Below are 24,877 nucleotides of genomic sequence, written 5' to 3'. Positions count from 1 at the left end.
GCATTAAACACATTTTGAGGCATTTAAAAATGGCTAAAGCTAATGAAAAAAATACGAATGCAGCGGCGCTGGCGGCTGAAACGTTCCAACAGTCGCAAGTCGCAGACGGCGAACAGCTGGTTACGTCAGTTGGTCCCGTTCCGTCAGTGGGAAACAGCAATAGCCTACCAGAAGTAACAGGGAATGAGCTGCTAATAGAGAACGCTATAGCCCGGCTGGACGCCATACCAGAATCTGAACGCGCCGCAGCCGTCAAACCCGTTGAGCGCTGGACCGTGCAGGCGGTGGCCGTGCCGAACAATCGACGCATGCGCGGTGGTCGCGTTTTCAATGAGTCGCCAGTCATAGTATATCGCGATGAATTCAGTGATGAGCAGTGGCGCGACATTATATGCGATAAGCACCTCAAAGCGATTAAGGTCGATTAGCTATGTACTGCACTCAGGACGATTTAATCAACGCGTTCGGCGAGCAGGAGATCCTACAGCTATCTGACCGCTCCCGCCCCCCGCTTAAGGAAATTGATCCTGATGTGGTGGCGAATGCGGTCAGCGATGCAGCGGCCGAAATTAACATGTATCTGGAGGGGCGCGGGCTGCTACCGCTGAAAACGATCCCTGATACGCTGCGGCGCATCAGCTGTGACGTGTCACGCTATTACCTGTATCAGAATCCGCGTGACGATGCGCCGGTGACGCTACGTTACCGACAGCGCGTGAAACAACTGGAGGGCATCGCCGCAGGCAGGCTATCGCTGGGGCTGGATGCTGCCGGGAGCGTATCGGTCCCGGACGAAACCATCCAGTTTACGACGGGCGAAAACATATTTCGCCCGACGGGTGAGGGAGGCGGGTTGTGGTGACAGTCACGGACGATTATCTGTTTTGCGAACGGTTGCTGATAGAGCAACTACGCGAAAAAATACCGGAATTGGTGACAGTTGGTAGCGCGGCGGGACTGGAACAGCTGGCAGCTGGCAGTATTCCCGTCCCCTCAGCCTGGGTGTTCTATCTCGGCGACCAGGTCAGCGGCACGATAGCATCGACGGGCGGCGTACAGGCACGGCAGCAATTTATTACCCAGTTATGGGCTGTAGTGGTTGCCGTGTATTTTGCCGACGGCCCCGGCCGTGGATCTGATATTGCCGCACAGGCAGGCCCGTTGATGTCAAAAGTGCTTGATGCGTTCCGGGGCTGGCAGCCAGCAGCAGATTTGCCCCGCATCCGGCGCAGCGCGCAGCAGCTACCAGTCCAGTATGAGGACGGACACGGATTTTACCCGCTGGTTTATCAGATTCATATACCGGCTTCGTTAGGAGGCTATCAGTAATGGCAGGCAAAACGCAGCAACTGAATAAAGTTACGTTGACAAAATCGCACACGCACGCAGGTATTAAATATAGCGCTGGTGACGTGATCGAGGTGGATAACGTGACAGCGGCATGGCTGGATGAAAACAGCATAACCAGTGGCACCACGACATCGGCGAAAAAAGAGGAATCGGAATGACACAGGAAACCTATTATTACGGACAGGGCAAAGTTCTGTTAGCTGAACGTGACCCAATCACTGGTAAACCGGGCATCTACCGCTGGATCGGTGATTGCGATTCGTTGTCCGTCTCGCTCGAAGTAGAATCTTTCGACCACAAGGAAAGTTACAGCGGTCAGCGGTCTTCAGTCCGACGCCTATATACTGGCAAAGGCGGGACAGTATCCAGTAATTGGTACTCACGCTGCCCTGAAAATCTCGCGTTAGTGCTCTTTGGTCAGGCCGAAAACGTCGCAGCGGGGACAGTTACCGGCGAAGGGCTGCCAGAGGGCATTATTGCTGGTGATCTTATCGCACTGGAGCACCAAAGCGTTACAAATCTGGTGATCGGGGATCTGGTCGAAAATAAGGACTACAGGCTCGCAGCTGACGTTGGATCGATTGAGTTTCTGACAACGCCGAAGGATGGCGAACTGATTGCTAAATACAGTCACGGCGCATCAGTTAATACGTCGATGTTTACGGAGAACGCAAAACAGCTGGCGCTGCGCTACGAAGGGATCAACCTCGCGGAGGGCGGCGCGCGAGTAATCGTTGAGCTGTACAAAATCCAGCTCGATCCTGTGTCAACAATGGAGCTGATCAATACAGATACATCGCTCAGTGGACTTGAAACCAGCGCAGCCATGCTGATGGACACGCTGCGCCCTGAGGATGTGATAATCGGGCGCTACGGGCGGATCATAAACGTGGGTGAGACAGCATGATGGAGCATGACGATCTCGATGTGATGATACCTGATCGGCCGCTGACCGTGGCCGGGGTTACGCTAACGGTGCATGAATACACGTTTATGGAGCAGCTGCAACACCGGGATGAATTGCGGCCCGTTATTGATGCCGTGGCCGGATTATTTGCAGGCCTGGATGACGCTGGAAGCGTTGAACTGGAGCGGCTTACTGATGCGCTGGCAGCAGTATATGACCCTGTTATCACCTGCGTGGCAATTTCATGTAAACGGCCCCGCGAGTGGGTGGCCGGACTTGCTGGGACTGACGTGGATAATCTCCTTTATACCTGGTGGGGAGTAAACGCGGTTTTTTTTACGAGGCAGGCCACACTGCCGCAAATGCAAAAACTGGCGCGCAGTTTGTCGGATGGTCAGACGTTTTTGCAACCCTGACGGCCCACGGCCACGCGTTTACTGAGCTAAAAAACTATACGGCACGCCAGCTGGTTCTGTTTTATGAAGCGGCACAGCGCCGGGAGATTAGTGGCAGGTTGGCGCATACGGTGGACAGTGCAAACGCGGCGGCCGGGGGTAAATCACTAGTGGCCTATACAGGAAAATTCAGGGACGCGTTAAAACGCCCGCACAAACAGAAACGCGTCAGCAACAATCAGCGCAGGTAGCAGCACAAACCTCGGCGGCTTTAACAGGACGTGCAGTCCAAACCACATTTTTATTTAACTCTCACCTTTTTATCGTAATCAGGCAGAAAAAATGGCCGGTAACAGCAACATAGAGCTGAAACTAAGCATTCTGGCAGATTTAAATTCAGCCAAACAGTCTCTGATTCAGCTGGAAAATAAACTCAAAGCCACCACTGCGGGAGGTAAGCAACTGGCAAACGCTGGTGATGCTGCCGCTGCCGGTCTCGACCATGTCGCCCGCAGTGCCAAAACTGCGAACACCGCGTTTTCACGCACCAGCTCTCATATAGAGTCAGTCAGCGTGCAACTGACACGGTTAAAGACGATAGCCGGAGCGGCTACCGGTCTGATCCTGGGTGCGGGGTTGTTTAATTCCTTTGGCACCGCTGCTGACGAATACACGAATTTAAACGCGCGTATAAAACTCGTATCTGATTCAGCTACACAGGCGAAAACCACATTCGCCAGTGTCAGCGCAATGGCAACGCAGTCCGGGCAGCGTATCGCTGCGACGGCAGAGCTGTACACGCGTCTGGCTCGTTCGCTGAAAGGGGCCGCATCGCAAACGGAATTATTGCGAGTGACTGATACCATCAGCAAGGCTGCGGTAGTGTCCGGAGCCACGGCGCAGGAGGCCAGCGCAGCAATTATTCAGCTGTCACAGGGGCTGGCATCAGGCACGTTGCGTGGTGAAGAGTTTAACTCAGTATCTGAGCAGATGCCCCGCATTATGGAGATGCTACAAAAATCACTGGGCAAAACGCGTGGCGAACTGCGTGCTATGGCTGCCGACGGCCAGTTGACTACGGAGGTGGTTTTCCGCGCGCTAAAGGACGGCGCAGGCGAAATTGATGCCGAGTTTACACAGATGCCGCTGACTATTGAACGCGCCGTGACTGAAATGGCGAATGCATGGTCCGGCTTTATCGGTGGCACAGACAGCGCACTGGGGGCGTCGCGCGCGCTGGCCGGGGTGATTTCCGGCCTCGCGGGCAATCTCGACACGTTGATGACGGTTATTACAGGCGTGGCTGTGCTGACGGCAGGCCGTAAAGTGGCTGCGCTCGTTGCAGCGATTCAGGCCGTGCGCGGGCTGAAAGCGGAGACGGTGCAGTTAGCCGCCGCTGAGCTGGCGCAGAGCCGCGCCGCCGTCGCGGCCGCACAGGCGGAAATATCCCGCGCCACCGCCGCCGGAGCTATGGCCCCAGGCCGACGCCTGGCCGCTGAAAACGCACTGACGGCGGCACTGGTGCGACAGACCGCCGCTGAAACCGCGCTGACGACGGCAACACGGGCGCGCGGGCTGGCTGCCGGGCTGGGGTCAGGTCTGCTAAGCCTCGCGGGCGGCCCTGTCGGGCTGGCAATCACAGGTGTAACGCTTGCCGTTACCGGCCTGACCGCTGCTTATGCGGCGTCACAGCAGCGCGAGCGCGAAATGGAGCAACAGCACCGGCAGACGGTCCAGACGCTTGATGACCAGCGGGCTAAAACACTCGCGCTGGTAGATGCGCAGGGCCAGCTACGCGACAGCGCTGGCACTTCCGACGTGCTGTCGCAGCAGCGCAGCAATGCTGACACCCTGAGTGCTGACAGTGCAACACTGGCAGCACTGGAGCAACGCGCAGACAGCTTGCGCGCAAAACTGACCGCGATTACCGTCTCGCCGGATCTGGGCGGGTTCGGGCTGATTAACAGCGGCCCGCTCGAAAAAGCGTTGAAGACGGTTGAAAAACAGATTGACGAGTTAAAACCCAAATTCGAAGCATTAACAGCCGCTCAAGACGCGTTAACGTCAACGCTGGACGGCCGACTGGTGCGTGCCCTGAATAACGTTGACAGCAGTGGGAAAACTCTAAACAAAACGATTGACGAGCTGGCGGCAGTCGGTCCATTACAATGGATAGATGAGGTTACGAGCCGCATTGCTACGAATGAAAAGGCAGTTACTGAGCTGACCGGCGAAGCTGGAAAACTTGAGAAAAAACTAAAAAAAGAGCTGACCGACGCCACTTATACGGCGGCTGAACAGCTGGAACAGCTGAGGGACAGGATTGTGGCCGCAGCCACGGCAGCAGGCCAGGCACCGGCTAATGTTGATAAGCTACGCGCAAGCCTGAACGACATTATTAGCCTGCAATTACAGGTAGATAAGGCAAAGAACGACAAAAAGCGGGCAATTGCCGCCGCCAGCGCTGCGAAAACCACGGCCAGTTATGTTAAAGGTCTCGAAAAACAGGCTGCTCTGACGGGTAAAACACAATCACAGGTCAGAGCCTACGAACTGGCAGAAAAGGGACTGACGGGCGCACTTAAGGACCGCGCAGCAGCCGCGATGGCGGTTATCACCGCTGCTGAGCGTCAGAAACAGCTCGATGCGAGGGCCACAAAAAACAGCAGTTTACAGGCGCAGTATTTACGCTCCACGGGTGACGATTCAGGCGGCGCGCTGGTCGAAATGCGTCAGCAAATGGTAGACATGCGGCGAGAGTTTGAGAAAACCGGCAACGCAGAGGGGATAACATGGATTGATAAATTAATTCCCGTGCAGGAAACCAAAATCCGCATTGACGCGCTTAAAAAGCAGATCAACGACTTGCTGACTTACCGCATCCAGCGCGAGACGAGTATTCAGGCACAGATCCATTCAGGTTTAAGCACTGAAATGCAGGGGCGGCGCGAGCTGGTCAGTCTCAATAAAGAGATAGCGGATAAGTTAAAAAGCTACCTGCCGCAGATGAAAGAGCTTGCGACAATTCCTGGCGAAGCGAGCGAGAACGCGCGCGCCCTGATTGCGCAGTTAGAATCTGAGTTAATGCGCCTTAAAAAGGCGGGCGACGGGCTGGGAGCGGCGTTCGGTTCTGGGCTGCAAAACGGCATTGAAAGCAGTTTAAACGCGCTGGCAGGGGGCACCAGCAACCTTGCTGACGCCATTTTAAACCTCGCACAGTCGGTGGTGTCGGCAATGTCGCAGTTTGCCTCACAAAAAATTGCAGAAATGACGATGTCCAGTCTGGCTAGCGCCTGGACGTCGGTCACGGGCGGGGCGGAAGATATGGCAAATGAAACCGCAGCGGCAACAACAGGCGCGACGACATATGCCGCTGCTATCACTGCGGCCAGCACAACCGGTGCGACCTCAATGGGGGCGTCCCTCTCTGCTGGGTCGGCGGGGATTACAACCGCGATGACCGCAGGGACCACCGCGATGACGGCCTCATTAGGGGCAGCATTTGCCGCAGGTGCAACCGCGCTGGCATCGGCTATCACAGCGGCCAGTGCGGGAAATTCGGCCACATCGGGCATAATGGCGGCCGTAACAGCTGCAACCGGCGGACATATTCGCGGACCGGGCACCGGCACCTCTGACAGCGTCCCCGCCCGCCTGTCTGATGGGGAGTTTGTTATACGGGCCGCAACCGTCAGGCGCTATGGTGTGGGCTTTATGCATGCACTCAATGCCGGACGCCTTAGTGCGTTCGCAAGCGGCGGGCTGGTATCTGCGCCTGCTGTCATTAACAACAGTGTAAACATCAGCGCCGCTGCCGTGCCCGCAAAAACGCAACAGGTCGCACCAGCGCAACAGTCCGTTATTCAGCAGACACTCGTACTGGATGCCGCCGACGCGTTTACCAAAGGGGCGCAAAGCAACGCAGGTCAGCGCGCGGTATTAACCGTTATCAGAGCAAACAGACAGACACTGAAACAGGAACTGGGGATAAATTAAATGGCATTTGAAACCGGCACGGCAACGAGCGAAACGGACCTGTTAGTGCGACTCGATGAATTTCTGACGGGTAATGCAGAGCTGGTTGCAGCAGGCGAAAATTGGACGCGGATTTACAGCGGCAGAACCGCTGCCACGTCAGCGAAACTGGCCCGTCAGGGATTCGTCTGGAGCGCGCCGGGCACAACAGGCGGGGATTCGATATTCGTCGGCGCGTCAACGCAGAACGTTATCAGTAGTGACACATACAACCTGTATTTTTGCGGTGGGACATTTTTTAACGCGGAGCTGGTCACTGACGTGGCCGTTTCTGATGGATTCACGGCGGTCAGCCCTGCTGTGGGATTATTTGCCGCACAGCGCGGGTTTTCATACTGGTTTTTTGCAAGCGGCAGACGGTTTATTGTTATTACGACGATTGACGGCGTTTACAGCTCGGCATACTGCGGTTTTATTCTGCCGATCGTGACCCCTGCCGAATATCCGTACCCGCTGCTAATTGCGGGCACGATCCCCGATGAGGTATTGCGCTATTCAACGGCTACGGAAAGCAGCTCAGCTATCAGCGACGCGCGCGACCGCAACTGCTGGCTGCTAACACCGGTGCAGACATGGGAGGATTTTTACGGGCAATCGGTAAAAAATACTGATGTCAACCGTACCACGCGCTATATGACACCAGCCGGTACGGTACGGCGCTCACCCAATTATAATATTCTGGCAAAGACCGGGCCGGGTGACGCCGTGGGCTATCCGCTGCATCGGGTATTTTTATGCACGACGAAAACCGGTGAAAATACATTATGGGGCGCACTCGACGGCGTTCACTGGCTGCCCGGCATCGGGTGCGCGCCGGAGGATGTTATCACCACGCCGGAAAACCAGACGTTTATTGTTTACCGCAACGCATATCGAACCGGTAATTCACATTTTTTTGCAGTCAGAAGGGATTGATTATGTATCAGACGGGGAGTGCTGAGAATTTAACAGAGCTGATGGGGAAATTTGGAGAATTTGCGCAATTGTGCGGCTGGGTTATTGATAATCATAATACCGCCACGCTGCCCGCACTGTTTTTGCATAATAACAGCGGCTACTGGTCGTTTGGTCTGGGTGCGAGTAAAACCACGTATTACGTACTGGGTAACACCGGATTTTCACCATCTCGTGCATATAATGAGCAACCCGGTAGCAGTATGATAAATCATATCAGTGCTCAGATCTATTACGGTGCCGGTGTCAGTGAAATTACCGGTACGTTTCTGACCTATGATTTTTTTGGTACAGCTGATTATATTCATGCCGTAATTCAGGTTGCTGACGGTAAATTTCGTCATTTTGGTATTGGCACGCTGAATAAGGAATTTGATTTTACTGGCGGGCAGTATGCATACGGGACAACGGTTAGTAATGACTCCACGTCCATGATCGGGAACTATTTCAGCCTGCCGTTTGCTGATTTTATTTCGACATACTGGTCGCGCGCCTCTTACACGTCAGCGGTCAGGGTTGATACGGCTGATGCGTCACCCGGCTGGCGGCTTTTTCGCGACGACCTCGCCGGGCTGTCAGCGGTCGGGCTGGGTGCGGGTTTCTCTGAAAGCAACAGCGCAAAACATCCTGATGCGTTACAGGTAGTATGTTCGTTTAGTCAGTTTGGTAATGTTATCTCGCCCGTTAATAACGCCATATTTATTAAAGACGACGCCGGAATATGGCGGCGTACCGGCACAGTTCCGGATTTTTTTGTCTGCCGCGCCCGCGGTATTTTGCCCCGCATCCGCATGAAAATTAATGACGCTGACTTTATGTTAATTCCTGTCGTGCAGTTTCAGGCAACAACCGATGCCGCTCCGGCTGGGCAGAATAACAGTTATGATTATTTTTACGCGTACAGGGTAAACGAATAAATGGCGGTCGGATATATTTTACCCGGCCCTCTGTCACTGCGCGTCGGCCGAGATTTTAATATCACAACCCGTCAGGGTGCGCCGGTTATATCACCTCTGTTGCCGCGTTACGGAACGCGGACGGACGGCAGTCCGAATAAAAACAATAAACAACATAATGGCTATTTAACTCTTTCGTATATTGATGATTTTTATAAGCGCATTATTGTTATTCCGGCTGAAATCAATCTGGGCACGTTTAGTACTGAGCAGGTGGTCAGCGTCACAGTTTGGAATGCATTTTTTAACCCGGTGATATGCCTGCGTGTCACAGTTACGGGTGATGACAATATCACACTGCGCGGCGCGGTCATGCCGCTGACGTTCCGGCAGCTGGGGACGGCGGTCTGGCAGATAACTATCCCGGCCGCCGGGGCCGCGTCGCTCGACTGCGTGATTATATGGGAATTCAGCGGCCTGAACCCGGTGACATTCCGCCTGACCGGGGAACGCAGCAACAGCTGGTCGCTGTCGCCGGAATGGGCGGACGGCATTACAGAGACGCTGGAGTGGAAAACGGACGTGCTGACGTCCCGGAGCGGCGCAGAACAGCGTATTGCGCGCCGCCTTGCCCCGCGCCGCACGTTTGAATTTACCGTGACAGCCAGTGGCACGGAGCGTCAGCGACTGGAGCAGCAGATATGGCAGAACGGCGGCAACGCGTGGCTGATACCGGTCTGGACCGATGCAACGCGGCTCGCTGAAGACGTCGCCGCCGGTGCTACGTCACTGATGCTGAACACCGCCGGGCGTGATTTTGACGCGTCCGGGCGGGTCACGGTCAGCGATGGCCGCAGCAGCGAGGGCGTACAGGTCGACAGCGTTCAGCCGCAACAGCTGGTACTCACCCGCCCGCTCGGGTCGGGCTGGCCCGCAGGCAGCCAGGTTACGCCGCAGCGGAACTCCGTCCTGACAGACCCGCCTGTTATTAGCCGCCTGTCAGACGGTGTGGTGCGGGCGCAGATGCGTTTTCGCGTGACCGACGGCCAGCCCGTCGTCGTCGGGCACGGGATGACGGAATATCGCGGGCACCCTGTATTAGGCGTTAACTCATGCTGGAGCGAGGATTTAACGGCGGAATATGTGCGTTTAATGCATGAAGTTGATAACGGCAGCGGTCGCCCGTCCGTCACTGACGTTGCTGGTCGCCCGTTCTGCGTGCAGTCGCATCGTTTTGTGCTGTACGGGCAGAGTGAGCAGGCCGCGCTGCGCCAGCTGCTGGGCTGGCTGAGGGGACGCCAGCGGCCGCTGTGGGTCGGCTCACAGTCCAGTGATTTTTACCCCGTCGCCGGTGCGGGTGGCGCGTCGGTTGACGTGCAGGGGAACGGATTCAGCGCTAACGGACCTGCGGCGGGCCGTCAGGACATACGTATTGAGCTGACCGGGGATCGCGTGTACTGCTGTCGTATTATCGCAGCAGCTGAGCTGAACGGCGACACGGAACGGCTGGCACTCGACAGCGAACTGCCGCCGTGTGAACGCGCGGAAATAATGAAAATCTCGTTCATGACGCTGTGTCGTCTGAACAGTGACGCCGTGGCGTGGGAGCATAAAACCGATGCCGACGGCGTGGCAATCGTTGACGTTAATTTTACGGAGGTACGCGATGAGCTGGAGTAATGAGGAATATTCAGCGGCGAACGGCCAGCCCGTTGCGTTATATGAGTTCATTCGTGGCGGCATACAGTATTTTCGCTACACGAATGCCGATCGCGATATTACGCACAACGGGGTATTGTGGCGCGCGGACGCAATCAGCGACAGCGGGTTGTCGCAGAATACCGGGGAAAATATTGAAATTACCGTGCCGCCGGAAAATGCCGTTATTAATTTGTACCGTGGCGTGCCGCCAACACAGCCCGTAGCCGCCAGAATATCGCGTTTTCATTACACTGACGACGCGCGGGAATTAAAAACGGTCTGGGTCGGAACGATAAAAGAAGTGCGGCGGCAGGACAGCGGCGCGGTGAAAATTATCAGCGCCAGCGTGGCGAGTTCGTTTTCACGTAACGGGCTGCGGCTGACGTGGGGACGTGGCTGCCCGCACGCGTTATATGACCATCTGTGCAAAGTCAATCCGGCCGCATTCGGCGTTGGGGTGACGATAAGCGCCCTCGACGGTGCTGAAATCACGGTAAACCTGCCAGCAGGCTTGCCGGAGGGTTATTTCAGCGGCGGTTATATTCAGTATATGACGGACGGCATTACTGAGTATCGCGGGGCACGTGTGCATACTGAAAATACAATCGGGTTGTTCGGAGGCACAGCAGGCCTGTCGGTCGGGATGGATATCACGATTTATCCGGGATGCGACCAGACAACTGACACCTGCAAAAATAAATTTGATAATGAATATAACCACGGAGGCGTCCCGCATTTGCCGGGTAAATCGCCGTTCCAGATAATTAAATTATTTTAGGAGGCTGTATGTGGTTTGCCGTTGCAAAGTTTGTCGCTGTTATTGTCGCCAGCTATTTACTAAATTCAGTTCTGGCGCGGCGAAATAAAATCAGCTCGCCGGAGGCGGCAACGGAGGACGATTTTAATATGCCTCAGCCCGACGAGGGTACGCCGCAGTGCGTGTTTTTTGGCGACTGCTGGACAGCTGACTGGTATGTAATGTGTTATGGGAATTATCGCTATGAAGCCATTAAAAAATAATCTGTTTATCACGATGGCACATATTCGCGCCGCTGGCGGCTGCGCACCCGCACTGCGTTCATGGTTCCGGCTGTACGGGCTGGACTTTAACGCGTTTTTACGCGACGGCGGTATTGCAGCACAGACCGTGCTGGATACCGGCGATGCGTTCGCCTTGCGCGTCGTGGCGCTAGCTGAAACGGAGGAACAACGTGGGCAGTAAGGGCAAAAAAACGACTGTCGGCTATAAATATTTTATGGATATTCATGCCGGGCTGGGGCGTGGTCCGGTGAATGAAATTGTCAATATTACTGCCGACGAAAAAATAATACTCGCAGCGGAGCCAGGTCAGATAACGACGAGTAAATCAATTTATATCAACAAGCCGGATTTATTTGGCGGCACGGATACCAGCGGTGAGGGTGGTATTGACGGCCTGTTGGAAATCGCGATGGGTTATGCAGACCAGGTCCCCAGTTCGCTCGTAAGAGGGCTGTTGTCGGGGATTGTGCCGGGCTTCCGGGGTATGGTCACGACGTTTTTCAGTGGGCTGATTAGCGCGTATTCAGCCAGCCCGAAACCGTGGGTTTACCGCGTCAGGCGCAGCACGCGGGGCTGGGACGGCGACGTGGTCTGGTATCCGGAAAAAGCGGTCATTACGCTACGTAACGACGATTCAGAAATAGATGACGCCTCACTAAACGCGGCTCAACTTGAGAACCTGCGGCAAATCCATTCTATGAACGGAGCGCATATTCTTGTCGAGTGCGCAACCAACCGCGACTGGGGGCGCGGGTTAGCGCTGTCAGAGCTGGAGCTGGACACATATAAAACAGCAGCAGATACGCTATTTAACGAGGCGTTCGGACTATGTTTCCGCTATAACCGCCAGGAAAATCTTAATGCGTTCGTTCAACAGGTGCTCGATCATATCGGCGCGGTTCAGTATGCAGATTTGGGGACCGGTAAATTAAATTTAAAGTTGATTCGAAAAGACTATAACCCGGATGATTTACCATTATTTGATTACGACAGCGGGATATTAAGCGTTCAGGATGACGACGCCAGCGCGGCTGATGTGGCAGCGAATGAAATCGTTGCAACGTGGCATGACCCGCTGACGAATAACGACAAAGAGGTCCGGGCGCAGAATCTCGGCTCAATACAAAGCGTAGGGCTGATTAGCGAGAGCGTAAGCTATAAAGCTATCCCGACATACGAGCTGGCCGCACGGGTCGCGGAGCGTGATTTAGAAGCGGTTACAGCAGGCCTTAGCCGTTTTGTTCTGAAATTTGACCGGCGCGGCGGTACGCTAATCCCTGCCGCCTGTTTTCGCCTGTCACTTGATGACCGGGGTATCAATAATATGGTTATGCGCGTGGGGAAAATCAGTGAGAATGACGATGGGTCCCTGACAATAACAGCTATTCAGGACGTTTTCGGACTGCCATCAACGAACTACAGCAGCGTAAAGCAGAAACCAGCCTGGACCCCGCCCGATTCTGCTGCACGTCCGGTTACGGCGCAATGCGCTGTTGAACTGCCTTATGCCACGTTGGTGACGCTGATCGGAACAGCTGAACTAGCAACGCTGACGGACGATACCGGGTATTTGGGCGTAATCGCAGAAGCGCCGCAGACCAACGCCATTAATTACACGTTGCAGACGAACGCGGGCGGGGGTTGGACGGCGGGCCAAACGGGCGACTGGACGCCGTCAGCGCTACTGTTATCTGTCGTCGGGCGGTCAGATACTATGCTGAATATTCACGGCCCTGACGGTCTGGAGATTGGAAGCGCGGTGCTGATTGATGACGAGATAGTGCGGATCGATGCCGTCGATTCTGAAACAGGTATGATAACCATAGGCCGGGGGTGCGCTGACACGGTCCCGGCATTACACGCGGCTGGCAATAAGCTGTGGTTTTACGACGGACAAGCGGAGTCCAATGGCATCGAATACGTTGCCGGGGAGAAAGTCTATGTGCGGCTGCTGACGCGAACGGCGGCGGCATTGCTTACCCCCAATCTGGCGACTGTTTCGGCTGTAACGATGGCGTCACGGCAGGCGCGCCCCTATCCGCCAGGCGACGTGCGCGTAAACGAGCTTGCGAGGCTGGAGTTTGTTCACGGCACTCCATTTAAGTTGTCGTGGGTAGGACGCAACCGAGTTATACAGGCTGATAATTTGGTGAGTCACAGTGAACCCGGCGTTATGCATGAGGATGGTACAGAATACGTTATACGTCTCTATCACGGGGATGAACTGGTCAGAGTCGTTACACAGACTGAAAGTGTGTGGAGCTACCCAGAGCCGGTAGAACCCGTTAAAGACATGGGTGGAACAGAAGAACCTATAAAGCCGGTCTGGGAGGCGTTTAATAGTATAACCCTGCACGCTATGCGAGACGGGCTAGAGAGCATGCAGGGTTACACTCTTACGGCTGTTGACAGTTGACTGTTAAAGATGAGCCACCAATCGTGAATGCGCGCCAATGGCCAGGAGGCTAAGAAATCATCTGTTTATAATCGAAAAAATTATTTAAATTTGAGGGTAACTGATGCAGGGTGATCGATTTCGCCGATCAATAACAACTTATTGATCTGTACAAGCATTTATACACTGATTAAGAATAGGGACTTTATTGTTAGGAGCCTACACCAGGCTTAAGGGTTGCCACGGATGGCGACCCTTTTTTTATGCTATATTTTGGCACTTGCGGGATATTCTGGACTGTTCAAAATCGTGTTTTCCCAGGCTGAACTCAGTCCAGAACAGCGCGCGAATCAGTCCAAAATTGTCCGCCGATTTACAGAATCTGTTGAAGAGGAAAAAAAGCGGCAATTCATCTGGTTGAACGGAGAAATTAGCGTTAAGTTAACCTACCATTAACAATTATGAAGAAAATCATGCTACGCCGCTCCCCTACTCTTCTCCCGCTACTTATCGCCCTGTTCGCGCTTTACTTTATCTGGGGATCGACCTACTTCGTGATCCGCATCGGCGTACAGAGCTGGCCGCCGATGATGATGGCTGGCCTGCGCTTTCTGCTGGCAGGGGTGGTGCTGTCGCTTTATCTGTTACTGCGCGGTGAGAAACTCCCCTCATGGCGGGCAGCGGGGAACGCTGCGCTGGTGGGCATAATGCTGCTGGCGATTGGCAACGGGACCGTAACGGTCGCGGAGCATCAGAACGTGCCATCCGGCATTGCCGCCGTCATGGTGGCAACCGTTCCTCTGTTCGCCCTGTGCTTCAGCCGCCTTTTCGGCATCCAGACCCGCTGGAGTTCCCAGCCGCGCCCAAAGTCCGTCGCTGTGAATGACTCACCTGCCGCCTGGCGGCAGAGTTACATCTGATGGATGCCGAATGCGTCGATTTCCGCATTCCCGCTCCCGGCACAGATCCACTCTTCCAGCCGGGACTGTAGCGCGCCCTGCTCAAGTCGGGTTTTACCCCGCAGGGCGCACTCCCACACCACCATTACCTTCCAGCCTTCGTCGGTAAGCTGCTGAATATAGCGCCGGTCGCGCTCGACGTTCCCCCCTATCTTCGCCATCCAGAATTGGGTGCGCGTCGCCGGCACCTTAAAGAGATGGCAGTGATGGTGATGCCAGAAGCAGCCGTGTGCAAAGATAATGGCCTGATACTGGCTCAGCACAAAATCGGGACGGCCAGGCAGGGTTTTATCCTGAACGTCAAAGCTAAAACCCTGGTCTGCCAGCAGTTCGGCAAGCCGGTTTTCTATTGCCGTATCTCGCGTGCCGATTGCGCGCATATTTTTAGTGCGAATTTCCGCGGAGTGTACATCAGCCATCACAATCTCCTTATGCCCAGGCTAAGTATAGACGCAGACTTAAAGGCGATCCCGACGCTGCCCGACGGCCTGTGTTATCCACGGCAGCAAAAGCCTGGCGATGGCCGCAAAGGCCGGTACCACCACCGAGTTGCCAAACTGACGGTAGGCCTGAGTATCGGAAACCGGGATGCGGAAGCGATAGCCGTCAGGCTGTTCAAACCCCATCAGACGGGCGCACTCGCGCGGCGTCAGGCGGCGCGGGCGACGCTGCTGGTTTTCGGCATTATCAAAATCGCGTTCGCCCAGCGCCCTGTCCCAGCCACGGTCAATCAGGATCTCCGACCCGTCTTTGTAATAGCGCGCAGAGAGGGTGCGCACCACGCCGTTTTCCCGCTGCGGATCCACCAGGCCGTAGCCGAAACCATTCCCCTTCGCCTGGTGTTTTTTCGCATACTGATAAAGATACTTCCACAGCGTCGGCGTCAGAATGTATTTTGCCTCGACTGAGGGTTCGAGCAGCGCCCTTAACGGCGTCCTGCGCGCAGGATAGAGTGACGAAAGCGCGTCCAGGCTAAAGGCCGGCAGGTGAAGATCGCGGCGAAAGCCCACCAGTACGATACGTTCACGGTGCTGCGGCAGGAAATGCTGGCCGTCGACGATTTTAGGATCCTTCGCGCCGCTGATGTTCGCGTCAGCCACGTCATAGCCCAGCTCATCCAGGGTATCCATGATGATGCGGAAGGTTTTACCCTTATCGTGACTCTTAAGATTCTTAACGTTTTCCAGCACGAAAATGGCCGGTTTCTTGGCGGTAATAATGCGGGCAACGTCGAAAAATAACGTGCCCTGCGCCTCGCACTCAAATCCATGCGCGCGCCCCAGCGCATTTTTCTTGGAGACGCCCGCCAGCGAAAACGGCTGGCAGGGAAAACCGGCCAGCAGGACATCGTGATCGGGAACCTGCTGGTCAATATGCTGGTAAGCCTGCTGTTCGCTGACGCTGGCATCATTGCTAAGGGTCACATCGCGAATATCCTGATTGAAGGTATGTGACTCGGGGCAGCAGTACCAGTTGGCTTTATAGGTACGCACCGAGAATTTATTCCATTCACTGGTGAATACGCACTGCCCGCCCACCGCTTCAAAACCGCTGCGAATACCGCCAATACCGGCAAACAAGTCGATAAAGCGGAATGCGTAATCAGGGTGATGTGCCGGGGGCGAAGGCAGCATTTGCCGGAGTTGGCTGACTTCTGCTTCGGTAAGCGGTTTGGCCGCGCTGTTACCCTTCGCCCAGCGATTGAGCGCTTCGCGCGTCCACTCATGCTGACCCGGTTCACGCAGCGCCTGGGCAACGGTTTGCGGGTCGTAGATCTCCAGCACCCGCTGGAACAGCAAACGATCCTGCTCAAATTTCTTGCGATCCTGCTCGCTTACCTGCCCGGTCAGCAGCAACGCTGCACTATCAATCTCGTTCATAATGACTCAGTTAAGTGTTAAACGCGTGACAGTCTATCACTTAACTGTCCCGGAGCCAGGGGGAAGCATCCTTTAACTGTTCCAGGCTGCCTGAATCTGTATTCACCTTCCGACTGCTATCATCTGCTGTCTTAATCAGGGCTTAACACCCGGCCACAGGAGAGATTTTTGTTCGCAGGAACGCCTTTTTCCCATTCCCGGCACCTGCGACCGTGACATCTTCCTGCTGCGCCCCTACACTAGCGCTGTTTTGAGAAACTATTGGAGCCTGCCGCCATGAGCGAAATCTCACGTCCCCCTCTGACCCTCCCCAATGGAGCAAAAAAGCTGCTGCTGCACTCCTGCTGCGCGCCCTGCTCGGGCGAGGTGATGGAAGCCATTCAGGCAGCCGGGATTGAGTACACCATTTTCTTCTACAATCCGAACATTCACCCGCAGAAAGAGTATCTGCTGCGGAAAGAAGAAAATATCCGCTTTGCTGAACAGCACGGTATTCCTTTTGTGGATGCGGACTACGATACCGATAACTGGTTTGAGAGGGCCAAAGGTATGGAGTGGGAGCCGGAGCGCGGCGTACGCTGCACCATGTGCTTTGATATGCGCTTTGAACGCACCGCGCTTTATGCCCATGAGAACGGCTTTGATGCCATTTCCAGCTCGCTGGGGATCTCCCGCTGGAAAAATATGGAGCAGATCAACGGCTGTGGCGTACGCGCTGCTGCGCCCTACCCGGATATGGTTTACTGGGAGTATAACTGGCGCAAAAAGGGCGGCTCCGCCCGCATGATAGAGATCAGCAAACGCGAGCGCTTTTACCAGCAGGAGTACTGCGGCTGCGTCTACTCACTGCGTGATACCAATCTTCATCGTAAAAGCCAGGGCCGCCCCCTGATTAAACTGGGCGTACTTTATTACGGTGATGAAGAGCAGTAATCACCCGCTAAAATAACCCGGTCCTGCCTCTTCTCTCCTCCCTTACCCTTTATGGCAGGGAGGAGAGAAATAAAAAGCTTATCCGCAGACGCCTGTCATGTTTTCTGCTGCCCGCCGGGACTAAATTCCTGTAGCACATCCTCATCCAGTCCACAGAAATCGCCTTTCAGCTCCGCGCACAGTTTTGCCATATAGGTCACCAGAAAATGGGTGTTATATTCCGCCAGCCGACGGCCTTCCGGGGTTTGCATCTGCTTCGGCAATTTCAGTAGCTTCTTCTGAAAATGGTCCAGCGCCCACTCCGCATCATTTAGCGGCCTGTCACGTCCCAGCGGATCGGTGCTGTCAAACAGCGAGCGTCCCAGCGCACCGGAGACATAAAATACCCTTGCCAGCCCTATTGCGCCCAGCGATTCAAGCCGATCGGCATCCTGAACGATTTTTGCCTCCAGCGTTTCGGCCTCTATGCCCGCGCTAAAGCTGTGTGCATGAACGGCATGGGTCACCGCATCAATTTTTTGTGGGGGAAAGTCAGGAAAGACCTGCTGCAAAATACGTCGCGCCTCCACGGCAGCCTGAGCGGAAGCAAGGTGCCGTTCCGGGTGATTTTTAGGCAGGTTAACAATATCGTGAAAGTAACAGCCGGTGAGCACCACCAGCTCATCAGCTTCGCTTCCCTTCATTATACGCTGCGCCGTCTGCCACACGCGTCGCAGATGGGCTACATCGTGTGCCTTGTCGTCCTGAGGCCAGGTTTCATGCAGCCAGCTTTCAAAGCGGTTTTGCCAGAGTATCAGGGACACAGACTTCTCCTTATTATTTGAACTTTTTGAGATGCCATTGGACCAGGGCAGACGACTGCGTGGTATAGCGGTAAGCGGCGGCCAAAATGAGACCTGCATCATGTTTATAACGCTAAATTAAACCATTACACACTTTTTTCGTTGTTGCATTTATTATTGCTAAAAAAATTATTCGATTATTTTTCAGGCAGATGCTTAAACGGATATAATGTACGATGCAAAATAAGTTTCCCGCTACTTCAATAAAATGCTTTAGAATTCTCACCAGGCACTTGATATAGCATCCCGACGCACCATATCTCTTGCAGAGTGCTGATAACGCCCTTGGCGTCTGTAAGGGACTGTAAAGAAGCAACTGTTGACTGAATAATCCCGTGCAAAAACAAGGGATATTATCAGAAGAATTAGACTGAGCGTCTCAGGGGATTGTAAACGTTTACGTGCAGACCTGGTTAGACGTCAATTAAGAAGTATAATTAATGTATATTTTCGCTCATCACAAAAGCGTTAAGTGCCAGGTTAATGTTCAGATTTATCTGTATTGTATTTTTATTTTGGCTGTGATCAGCGTTTCAACCAGAAAGTTACAGGGGTAAAACCATGAAAGAACGCCCGATTTTGTTTAATGATCAACGGGTGCGAGCGCTGCTCTCTGACCAACAACGACAAACCCGACGCATTATGAAGTCACAGTTTTTGGGGCCGGGCCAGGATAACCATGAAGGCTGTTATGGTATTGACGTGCTCAGTAATCACCTGCAGGGAAACCGGGTGATGGGTATGGAAAACTTAAGTTATCATTGCCCTTACGGACAGCCAGGCGACAGGCTCTGGGTGAGGGAAACCTGGCGTGGCCCGCTTATTGATCAAAGCGAAATAGCCGAATACGAACGTGCGCCCGCGCAGTTTAAAAACCCGCGCTACTGTCAGTATCGTGCAGACACCAGCCAGTTTTCCAATGCAGAAGATGACGATGAGCATTTTGGCTGGCAGGCGGGCATTCATATGCCACGCTGGGCAAGCCGCATCAATCTGCTGATTACCGGAATTCGCGTGGAAAAAATTCAGGATATCAGCGACGACGACGTTATTGCTGAGGGCGTACAGACTGACTCTCATTTTCTGAATAATTTTTTCACCATGCACCATGAGGCCGTCTCTTCAAAAGATGCCTACCGTAAACAGTGGGCTTTGCAGTACGGCGGCACCAGCTGGGAGGTGAATCCCTGGGTTTGGGTCATTGATTTTACACGCGTACAAAATTAACCATAACGAACGGGTGTGGGTTGATGATCAAATGGCCGTGGAAAAAACCGGATGCTGCTATCGCCCCCCTGCCCTGGCAGGAGGCGTTAGCTATTCCCATTTTGCGCGGCTTCGATCGGTCCGAACAGCGGCGTCTGACCGCACTGGCAGCCAGGTTTTTGCAGCAAAAGCGTCTGGTGCCGCTGCAGGATGTAAACCTGGATGAGCTGCAATGTGCCCGGCTGGCGCTGCTTTTTAGCCTGCCGGTGTTAAACCTGGGTTATCACTGGCTCGACGGATTTAATGAAGTGCTGATGTATCCCGCGCCCTTCCGGGTCGACGATGAGTGGCAGGATGAGTTTGGTCTGGTACACCGGGAGCAGTCAGTCCATGCCGGTCAGAGCTGGTTACAGGGTCCGATCGTTTTAAACTGGATGGATGTGCAGGATTCCTTCGATCTTTCCGGGTTTAACCTGGTGATTCATGAAGTGGCTCACAAGCTCGATTCACGCGGAAGCGGTTATACCAACGGCGTTCCCGCTATCGCGTTAAGTGAAGTGGCAGCCTGGGAGCAGGATCTTAACGCGGCCATGAACGCGATACGGGACGAGATCGAGCTGGTGGGGGAAGCGGCGGCCAGTATGGATGCCCAGGCCGCCAGCGAGCCAGCGGAGTGCTTTGCGGTGCTGTCAGAATATTTTTTTAGCGCGCCGCATCTGCTGAATACTCAGTTCCCGTCACTCTATCGACGCTTTAGCGGGTTTTACCGCCAGGATCCCGCGGCGCGCTTCGGGCTCAACACGACGGTCCATACGGACAAAGTTGGCTATTAAGCCAGCGGGTTGCTTTAAACGCAGCCAGTTGAAAGCCCGAGTGTTTTTTGCTGTTGACAGCCCCGGGCACCCTCGCTAATATGCGCCCCATCGAAACCGATTCCTCTGTAGTTCAGTCGGTAGAACGGCGGACTGTTAATCCGTATGTCACTGGTTCGAGTCCAGTCAGAGGAGCCAAATTAAGGGAAGCAGACGTTCACTAACGTCTGCTTTCTGCATTTCTATCAGTTGGTTATCCCCTTCTTCAGGTTCACCCTCGTTCACTAAAAACCACTCGAAGCCATACCTTTTTGCTGGTAAAAATGTTGGTAATGGTAGTTCGATTGCGTTTTTACCAACAAGCGGGGGATGCCGTTATGCCACTTACTGATACTAAAGTAAAAAACGCCAAACCCCTTGATAAGGAATACAAGCTGACCGATGGCTTCGGTATGTTCCTTCGCGTTACCCCCAAGGGTTCCAAATACTGGCAAATGGCTTACCGCTTCGACGGGAAGCAAAAAATCTTCTCCATAGGTGTCTACCCTGCTGTTTCACTTGCTGACGCAAGACAACGCCGTGATGAAGCTAAAAGGCTTCTTGCTCAGGGCATTGACCCTAATGCAAAGAAACAGACCGAAGCCAAAGAACTTAAAGCAAAGCGTGATAACACCCGAACATTCAAAGCAGTGACCAAGGCGTGGTTTTCTACCAAAAAGAAATGGTCTGAAGATTACCAGAACACTGTCCTGACCCGTCTTGAAACCTACATTTTCCCGGATATTGGCGATAAAGACATTACTAACATCGCGGTGTATTAATCAACGGGGGGCAGGTCAATGAGGCTAAGGAATGAAAAACAAGCTATGGATTTACGGTCGTGATTTTTTTGGAACCACAGAAAAATTCATTTCAACCTATTCTGGGCCGTCCCCTAAGATTTTATTAGATTCGAACGTTTCTGGCAGATACTCTTTATATTCAAAAATAGTAAATTGTCTACCGGGTGATAAAATAACTGTTTTTGCCGAAATTGAACAGGCAGTAAACAACAATTCATCCATACAAGACTCAAAGTTCGAAATATTATCAAATGATAATGAAATCAACAACCTAAAATCAATCCTTTTGAACGAATACAAACGATTGTTCAATGAGCAGTTGATTATGAAACATTTCAATTACATTAATAGCATTCCCAGCCTGAAAAATAAAAGTAAGTTAGAAAAAGTAATTTGTCTAATCAATCATTATCAAGATCATAATAGTAAATCATCAATAAACTTTCACTTATTGTTATGCATGCTAAACATAAGTATAAATTGTGACCCCAAAGATCGCTTTAAAAAACTACTTCACTACCCACAAGAAAGGTATAGCGTTGAATTAGTTAAAAACATACTCTTCGACCTTTTTATCATAGAAGAAGTGAATAGATTTATTGATAAGGGGGACAACGTATTTTTTTGCACTAACGATGTTGGCGCTGCTTTCTATGCCAATTATATTAAAAAACTAACACTATGTATATCATTATATAATTTACATCAGGAACCAAGTAAAAATGAATTATATGGAATTGAAAAGGAAATCTATTTAACCCTTTCAAAAGACAATCAATTTTATGAAATTATCAGCCGAATCAGGGGTGCCATATATAAAGAATGGCGTGGAGATTATAAAACAAAATACACATTCCAACTAACACCTATTGCGGATGCTATCGATAAACATCTTAGACCTAGAAAAGCATGAGATAAAGAACATTGGGATTCCCACGCCTTAAAAAATTAAACCACGTTTTTTATCCTAAGACGTGGCCTATTTGTTATCGAAAAAATTACATCCTTCGCCTGAACACAACATTATCAGAGAATATTGCCTTACCAGCTATAAACCCAACAGCCGCAATGATTGGTAAGCTGATGGTAGCTCCAGCCATTCCTGTAGACATTCCTATCAGTATAGACAGGCCGAAGGTCAATAATATAATCACGAAAGCATACCAGCCGGGGTAGGTTCCATATAAACCAGTTGCCATGCAGCCAGTGCAGACATGGACGCCTCTCTGACTTTCTTTCAGGCAAAACGGACACTGGATAGTTTTGTTTTCCATGATAGACCCCTTAGATCGCTTTCCAGCCATTGCTGGTTTTAACAAGATTCATGGCACCATCAGCAGGTCCGTTCATTCCTTTCATGCCAGAGAACGCGCTTTTGTCCACCCATGATGGAACATCAGTTAATTTCCACGTATAGGTGACGCGAACAACTTTCTGATTACCATTACCCGGCTCGGTCCATTCCTTCACTTCATCAACAACACGGCGACCAATACAAACACCTTCTTTGGCATCCCAGATTTTGGCTTGTTTACCTTCATCTGTTATCCCAACCATATTGTTATCCCAGCCTCTAACAAAATCCATTAAGCCCTGTTCTACGAGGCCGTCGAGGATCACAGACCCTGTTCCAGTCCCTGTTTCATCAAATCGCGGTTTGGAGAGCTGGACAGGGAATGTGACATTGTTGTTTCTCAGTGAGAAACAGGTTTTCGATTGACCAATCTTCGCGTTGATCGCTTTCTCAAAGTCGCCTTTTTCACCACATCCCGCCAGAACCAACGCAGCGCCTGCCATAAGTAAGATTTTTTTCATCTTCATATCCCATCAATGTTAACAAACTGACTGTTCGTGGCAGGATTAAAAGGAAAAGAGATCCTACTCCGAAGCGGATCGCACCCGACCCACAAACAGTCTGTTTAACCAATTGATAGAATTAAATTATTTATGATGTTCGTCATATCGTTTAAATCGATCGATAAAAAACAAATAATAGTCAAAAACTATCAAAAAAACGAAATCGATCGATTTAAACAATTAAACAATCGATCAATCAACCAATTTTAATCGTTAAAATCTATCAATACAAATACATCGATCTTTTATACCAATTGATTGATGGTGATGGAGTGCGACGATTCACTGGATGATTTCTTGCTTCTTTACATGGCATTATCAATTGCTGACGGTATGTAATTGATCTTTATCAAAGAAAAGTTGAATAACATTTCTTTGATAAGAGCAATGAGGAACATAATTTTCCCCTTGAATGTTTAATGCTGAAAGGGAGTTTGTTGAATGGCTATTCCGGTTTACTTATGGCTTGAAGATGATGGCGGTGCGCCTATAAAGGGCAGTGTTGATGTGAACGGCAGGGAGGGAAGTATTGAGGTAAGTGAGCTGACGCACTCCGTAGAACAGCCTACCGATCCCCTAACGGGCAAGGCTACAGCAAAACGCTTACATAGTTCATATGCATTTATGAAAAGCGTTGATAACTCATCCGCCTATCTATACAAAGCGCTCTCTTCTGGTCAGACCCTTAAAAAGGCCGTGTTCAAATTCTATCGGATCAACTACAACGGCCAAGAAGAGGAATATTTCAGGACTACGTTGGAAAACGTGAAGGTAACGGAAATTGAGCCTTTTATGATGGACATTAAAAATCCTCAATGGGAAAGGCACGACCATCTTGAATATGTAGATTTGGCCTACGAGAAAATCACATGGCACTATCTGGACGGTAATATTATCCACTCCGATTCATGGAAAGGACGGGCTGCATAATGGCGTGGGAATACGATGTAGCAACACACACCTTCACTCGTAATGGTGAAAAATACACAGCCGATTATGCAGGTGCAACAGGTTATAAGAATGATAGCTCTCAGGAATGTGTCAGTGGTAAAGGTCCGCTTCCCAGAGGCACTTATACAATCGGATCCCCTCATAACTCAGCCCATACAGGTAAATACACGCTCAACCTTACCCCCAGTCTGAGTAACTCTATGTGCGGACGTTCTGCCTTCCGTATTCATGGTGCAAGCAAAAAGCATCCACTGGATTCATCAGAAGGTTGTATCATCGCCCCACTCAGCGTCAGAAAAAGCATTTGGGCTAGCGGTGACAGGGAGCTAAAGGTGAAATGAAATATCTCCTCCTTGCTCTTTCCGTAACATCTTCCGTTGCGATGGCTACACAAATGGAAGGTTTTGGTGCCAACTACTACCAAGACGATTCATCCATCCCTAACTACGACACGAGCAAAAGCTTAGTGCCGAATGTTATTATTGGAGATAATGTCTATATGATGGAATTTAGCAGCCTTATAGATATAGCAAAAACTACTGGCGTGACTGTTAATCAAGGCAACCAAGCATCATGGCTGTGCCTTGCTTCTAAAGGTGTCAACTACTGGTTTATCTCTGATAATGAGATGGGGCAAGGGGATCTAACATCAATTGCAATTGCCAAGGCAGAGCAACAAGGAAACTGCTCTCCTTACAAGGGTGATTTGAGCATTACGATTAAGGGAACTCCTTTGCTGGATGCTTCATTTGAAAACATCTCGTCAATCTTCCTGAACAAACCAAATGGCAATACAGTCCAGTATTGCACTAACACCAAAAACTATGGCGACTTTACTCAAATGAACTGCCTCCAGTATTTTTTTAAAAACAAAAGCATTAAAGGTGTGATTATTAATCAGACTACATCCAACTAAATAC

26 protein-coding genes, 1 tRNA gene and 2 pseudogenes are annotated in these 24,877 nt (G+C 51.9%); 24 read left to right on the top strand and 5 right to left on the bottom strand.

Annotated elements, in window-relative coordinates; all coding sequences use genetic code 11:
• Positions 1-29: 29 nt before the first annotated feature.
• From AC4PCC_RS08400 to AC4PCC_RS08330, 15 genes and pseudogenes are all read left to right on the top strand, one after another.
• Positions 30-428 (top strand): hypothetical protein, encoded by a 399-nt coding sequence (locus AC4PCC_RS08400; protein WP_492127055.1) that lies wholly within the window; start codon positions 30-32, stop codon positions 426-428.
• A gap of 2 nt (positions 429-430) precedes the next feature.
• Complete coding sequence (locus tag AC4PCC_RS08395) at positions 431-862, top strand: gp436 family protein (RefSeq protein WP_492127054.1); 432 nt, start codon at positions 431-433, stop codon at positions 860-862.
• Positions 856-1,329: a phage tail terminator protein gene (locus tag AC4PCC_RS08390; RefSeq protein WP_492127053.1), complete on the top strand. Its 474-nt coding sequence runs from the start codon at positions 856-858 to the stop codon at positions 1,327-1,329. Before AC4PCC_RS08395 ends, AC4PCC_RS08390 begins: the two co-directional genes overlap by 7 nt.
• The gene (locus tag AC4PCC_RS08385; protein WP_492127052.1) at positions 1,329-1,508 is read left to right on the top strand and encodes a DUF7210 family protein; all 180 of its coding nucleotides are present in this window, start codon (positions 1,329-1,331) and stop codon (positions 1,506-1,508) included. The genes AC4PCC_RS08390 and AC4PCC_RS08385 overlap by 1 nt, the downstream gene beginning before the upstream one ends.
• The gene (locus tag AC4PCC_RS08380) at positions 1,505-2,257 is read left to right on the top strand and encodes a phage tail tube protein (protein ID WP_492127051.1); all 753 of its coding nucleotides are present in this window, start codon (positions 1,505-1,507) and stop codon (positions 2,255-2,257) included. Before AC4PCC_RS08385 ends, AC4PCC_RS08380 begins: the two co-directional genes overlap by 4 nt.
• Positions 2,254-2,673, top strand: coding sequence for a DUF6631 family protein (locus tag AC4PCC_RS08375; protein WP_492127050.1), 420 nt, complete (start codon positions 2,254-2,256; stop codon positions 2,671-2,673). The genes AC4PCC_RS08380 and AC4PCC_RS08375 overlap by 4 nt, the downstream gene beginning before the upstream one ends.
• Positions 2,674-2,994: 321 nt before the next feature.
• On the top strand, positions 2,995-6,648 hold the full coding sequence (locus tag AC4PCC_RS08370; protein ID WP_492127049.1) for a tape measure protein: 3,654 nt from the start codon (positions 2,995-2,997) through the stop codon (positions 6,646-6,648).
• Entirely contained in the window at positions 6,649-7,602 is a 954-nt protein-coding gene (locus AC4PCC_RS08365; RefSeq protein ID WP_492127048.1) for a hypothetical protein, read from the top strand. It abuts the gene before it with no gap.
• A gap of 2 nt (positions 7,603-7,604) precedes the next feature.
• Complete coding sequence (locus AC4PCC_RS08360) at positions 7,605-8,558, top strand: hypothetical protein (protein ID WP_492127047.1); 954 nt, start codon at positions 7,605-7,607, stop codon at positions 8,556-8,558.
• A gap of 351 nt (positions 8,559-8,909) precedes the next feature.
• Complete coding sequence (locus tag AC4PCC_RS08355; RefSeq protein ID WP_492127046.1) at positions 8,910-10,217, top strand: hypothetical protein; 1,308 nt, start codon at positions 8,910-8,912, stop codon at positions 10,215-10,217.
• On the top strand, positions 10,204-11,016 hold the full coding sequence (locus AC4PCC_RS08350) for a phage/gene transfer agent baseplate hub protein (protein WP_492127045.1): 813 nt from the start codon (positions 10,204-10,206) through the stop codon (positions 11,014-11,016). Before AC4PCC_RS08355 ends, AC4PCC_RS08350 begins: the two co-directional genes overlap by 14 nt.
• A gap of 8 nt (positions 11,017-11,024) precedes the next feature.
• A complete protein-coding gene (locus AC4PCC_RS08345; protein WP_492127044.1) occupies positions 11,025-11,258 on the top strand; it encodes a hypothetical protein in 234 nt (77 codons plus the stop codon).
• Positions 11,239-11,460 (top strand): hypothetical protein, encoded by a 222-nt coding sequence (locus AC4PCC_RS08340; protein ID WP_492127043.1) that lies wholly within the window; start codon positions 11,239-11,241, stop codon positions 11,458-11,460. Before AC4PCC_RS08345 ends, AC4PCC_RS08340 begins: the two co-directional genes overlap by 20 nt.
• Positions 11,450-13,696 carry a hypothetical protein gene (locus tag AC4PCC_RS08335; protein WP_492127042.1) on the top strand — a complete coding sequence of 749 codons (2,247 nt, stop codon included), beginning with the start codon at positions 11,450-11,452 and terminating at the stop codon, positions 13,694-13,696. The genes AC4PCC_RS08340 and AC4PCC_RS08335 overlap by 11 nt, the downstream gene beginning before the upstream one ends.
• 452 nt (positions 13,697-14,148) lie before the next feature.
• Positions 14,149-14,520, top strand: a pseudogene (locus tag AC4PCC_RS08330) (EamA family transporter); the annotation flags it as partial.
• Positions 14,521-14,585: 65 nt separating this feature from the next.
• Here the strand turns inward: AC4PCC_RS08330 and AC4PCC_RS08325 are convergent.
• A complete protein-coding gene (locus AC4PCC_RS08325; protein ID WP_492127041.1) occupies positions 14,586-15,053 on the bottom strand; it encodes a very short patch repair endonuclease in 468 nt (155 codons plus the stop codon).
• Between the two features lie 39 nt (positions 15,054-15,092).
• A complete protein-coding gene (locus AC4PCC_RS08320; RefSeq protein ID WP_492127040.1) occupies positions 15,093-16,514 on the bottom strand; it encodes a DNA cytosine methyltransferase in 1,422 nt (473 codons plus the stop codon).
• A gap of 276 nt (positions 16,515-16,790) precedes the next feature.
• On the opposite strand from AC4PCC_RS08320, the gene AC4PCC_RS08315 reads away from it, so the two are divergent.
• Entirely contained in the window at positions 16,791-17,447 is a 657-nt protein-coding gene (locus AC4PCC_RS08315; RefSeq protein WP_492127039.1) for an epoxyqueuosine reductase QueH, read from the top strand.
• Positions 17,448-17,542: 95 nt separating this feature from the next.
• Here AC4PCC_RS08315 and AC4PCC_RS08310 read toward each other — a convergent pair whose 3' ends face one another.
• Positions 17,543-18,250: a phosphohydrolase gene (locus tag AC4PCC_RS08310; protein WP_492127038.1), complete on the bottom strand. Its 708-nt coding sequence runs from the start codon at positions 18,248-18,250 to the stop codon at positions 17,543-17,545.
• 600 nt (positions 18,251-18,850) lie between these two features.
• Here AC4PCC_RS08310 and AC4PCC_RS08305 point away from each other — a divergent pair.
• The 5 genes and pseudogenes from AC4PCC_RS08305 (at position 18,851) to AC4PCC_RS08285 (ending at position 22,062) form a co-directional block, all read left to right on the top strand.
• The gene (locus AC4PCC_RS08305) at positions 18,851-19,516 is read left to right on the top strand and encodes a hypothetical protein (RefSeq protein WP_492127037.1); all 666 of its coding nucleotides are present in this window, start codon (positions 18,851-18,853) and stop codon (positions 19,514-19,516) included.
• A gap of 23 nt (positions 19,517-19,539) precedes the next feature.
• On the top strand, positions 19,540-20,328 hold the full coding sequence (mtfA, locus tag AC4PCC_RS08300; protein ID WP_492127036.1) for a DgsA anti-repressor MtfA: 789 nt from the start codon (positions 19,540-19,542) through the stop codon (positions 20,326-20,328).
• Positions 20,329-20,429: 101 nt separating this feature from the next.
• Positions 20,430-20,505 (top strand) — tRNA-Asn (locus AC4PCC_RS08295).
• 179 nt (positions 20,506-20,684) lie between these two features.
• Positions 20,685-21,116, top strand: a pseudogene (locus tag AC4PCC_RS08290) (tyrosine-type recombinase/integrase); the annotation flags it as partial.
• A 43-nt stretch (positions 21,117-21,159) separates the two neighbouring features.
• A complete protein-coding gene (locus AC4PCC_RS08285; RefSeq protein WP_492127035.1) occupies positions 21,160-22,062 on the top strand; it encodes a hypothetical protein in 903 nt (300 codons plus the stop codon).
• Between the two features lie 85 nt (positions 22,063-22,147).
• Here AC4PCC_RS08285 and AC4PCC_RS08280 read toward each other — a convergent pair whose 3' ends face one another.
• Positions 22,148-22,423: a hypothetical protein gene (locus AC4PCC_RS08280; RefSeq protein WP_492127034.1), complete on the bottom strand. Its 276-nt coding sequence runs from the start codon at positions 22,421-22,423 to the stop codon at positions 22,148-22,150.
• 10 nt (positions 22,424-22,433) lie between these two features.
• Positions 22,434-22,964 (bottom strand): membrane lipoprotein lipid attachment site-containing protein, encoded by a 531-nt coding sequence (locus tag AC4PCC_RS08275; RefSeq protein ID WP_492127033.1) that lies wholly within the window; start codon positions 22,962-22,964, stop codon positions 22,434-22,436.
• A gap of 483 nt (positions 22,965-23,447) precedes the next feature.
• On the opposite strand from AC4PCC_RS08275, the gene tssD reads away from it, so the two are divergent.
• Genes tssD through AC4PCC_RS08260 form a run of 3 tightly spaced genes read left to right on the top strand, consistent with a single transcriptional unit; the run spans position 23,448 to position 24,873 of the window.
• The gene (tssD, locus tag AC4PCC_RS08270) at positions 23,448-23,936 is read left to right on the top strand and encodes a type VI secretion system tube protein TssD (protein WP_492127032.1); all 489 of its coding nucleotides are present in this window, start codon (positions 23,448-23,450) and stop codon (positions 23,934-23,936) included.
• Complete coding sequence (locus AC4PCC_RS08265; protein ID WP_454889677.1) at positions 23,936-24,298, top strand: tlde1 domain-containing protein; 363 nt, start codon at positions 23,936-23,938, stop codon at positions 24,296-24,298. Before tssD ends, AC4PCC_RS08265 begins: the two co-directional genes overlap by 1 nt.
• Positions 24,295-24,873 carry a hypothetical protein gene (locus tag AC4PCC_RS08260; protein ID WP_492127031.1) on the top strand — a complete coding sequence of 193 codons (579 nt, stop codon included), beginning with the start codon at positions 24,295-24,297 and terminating at the stop codon, positions 24,871-24,873. Before AC4PCC_RS08265 ends, AC4PCC_RS08260 begins: the two co-directional genes overlap by 4 nt.
• The last annotated feature ends 4 nt before the right edge of the window (positions 24,874-24,877 follow it).

It is taken from the genome of Erwinia sp. L03-1 (assembly GCF_058686115.1).
This window is presented reverse-complemented; position numbering and strand designations above follow the sequence as displayed.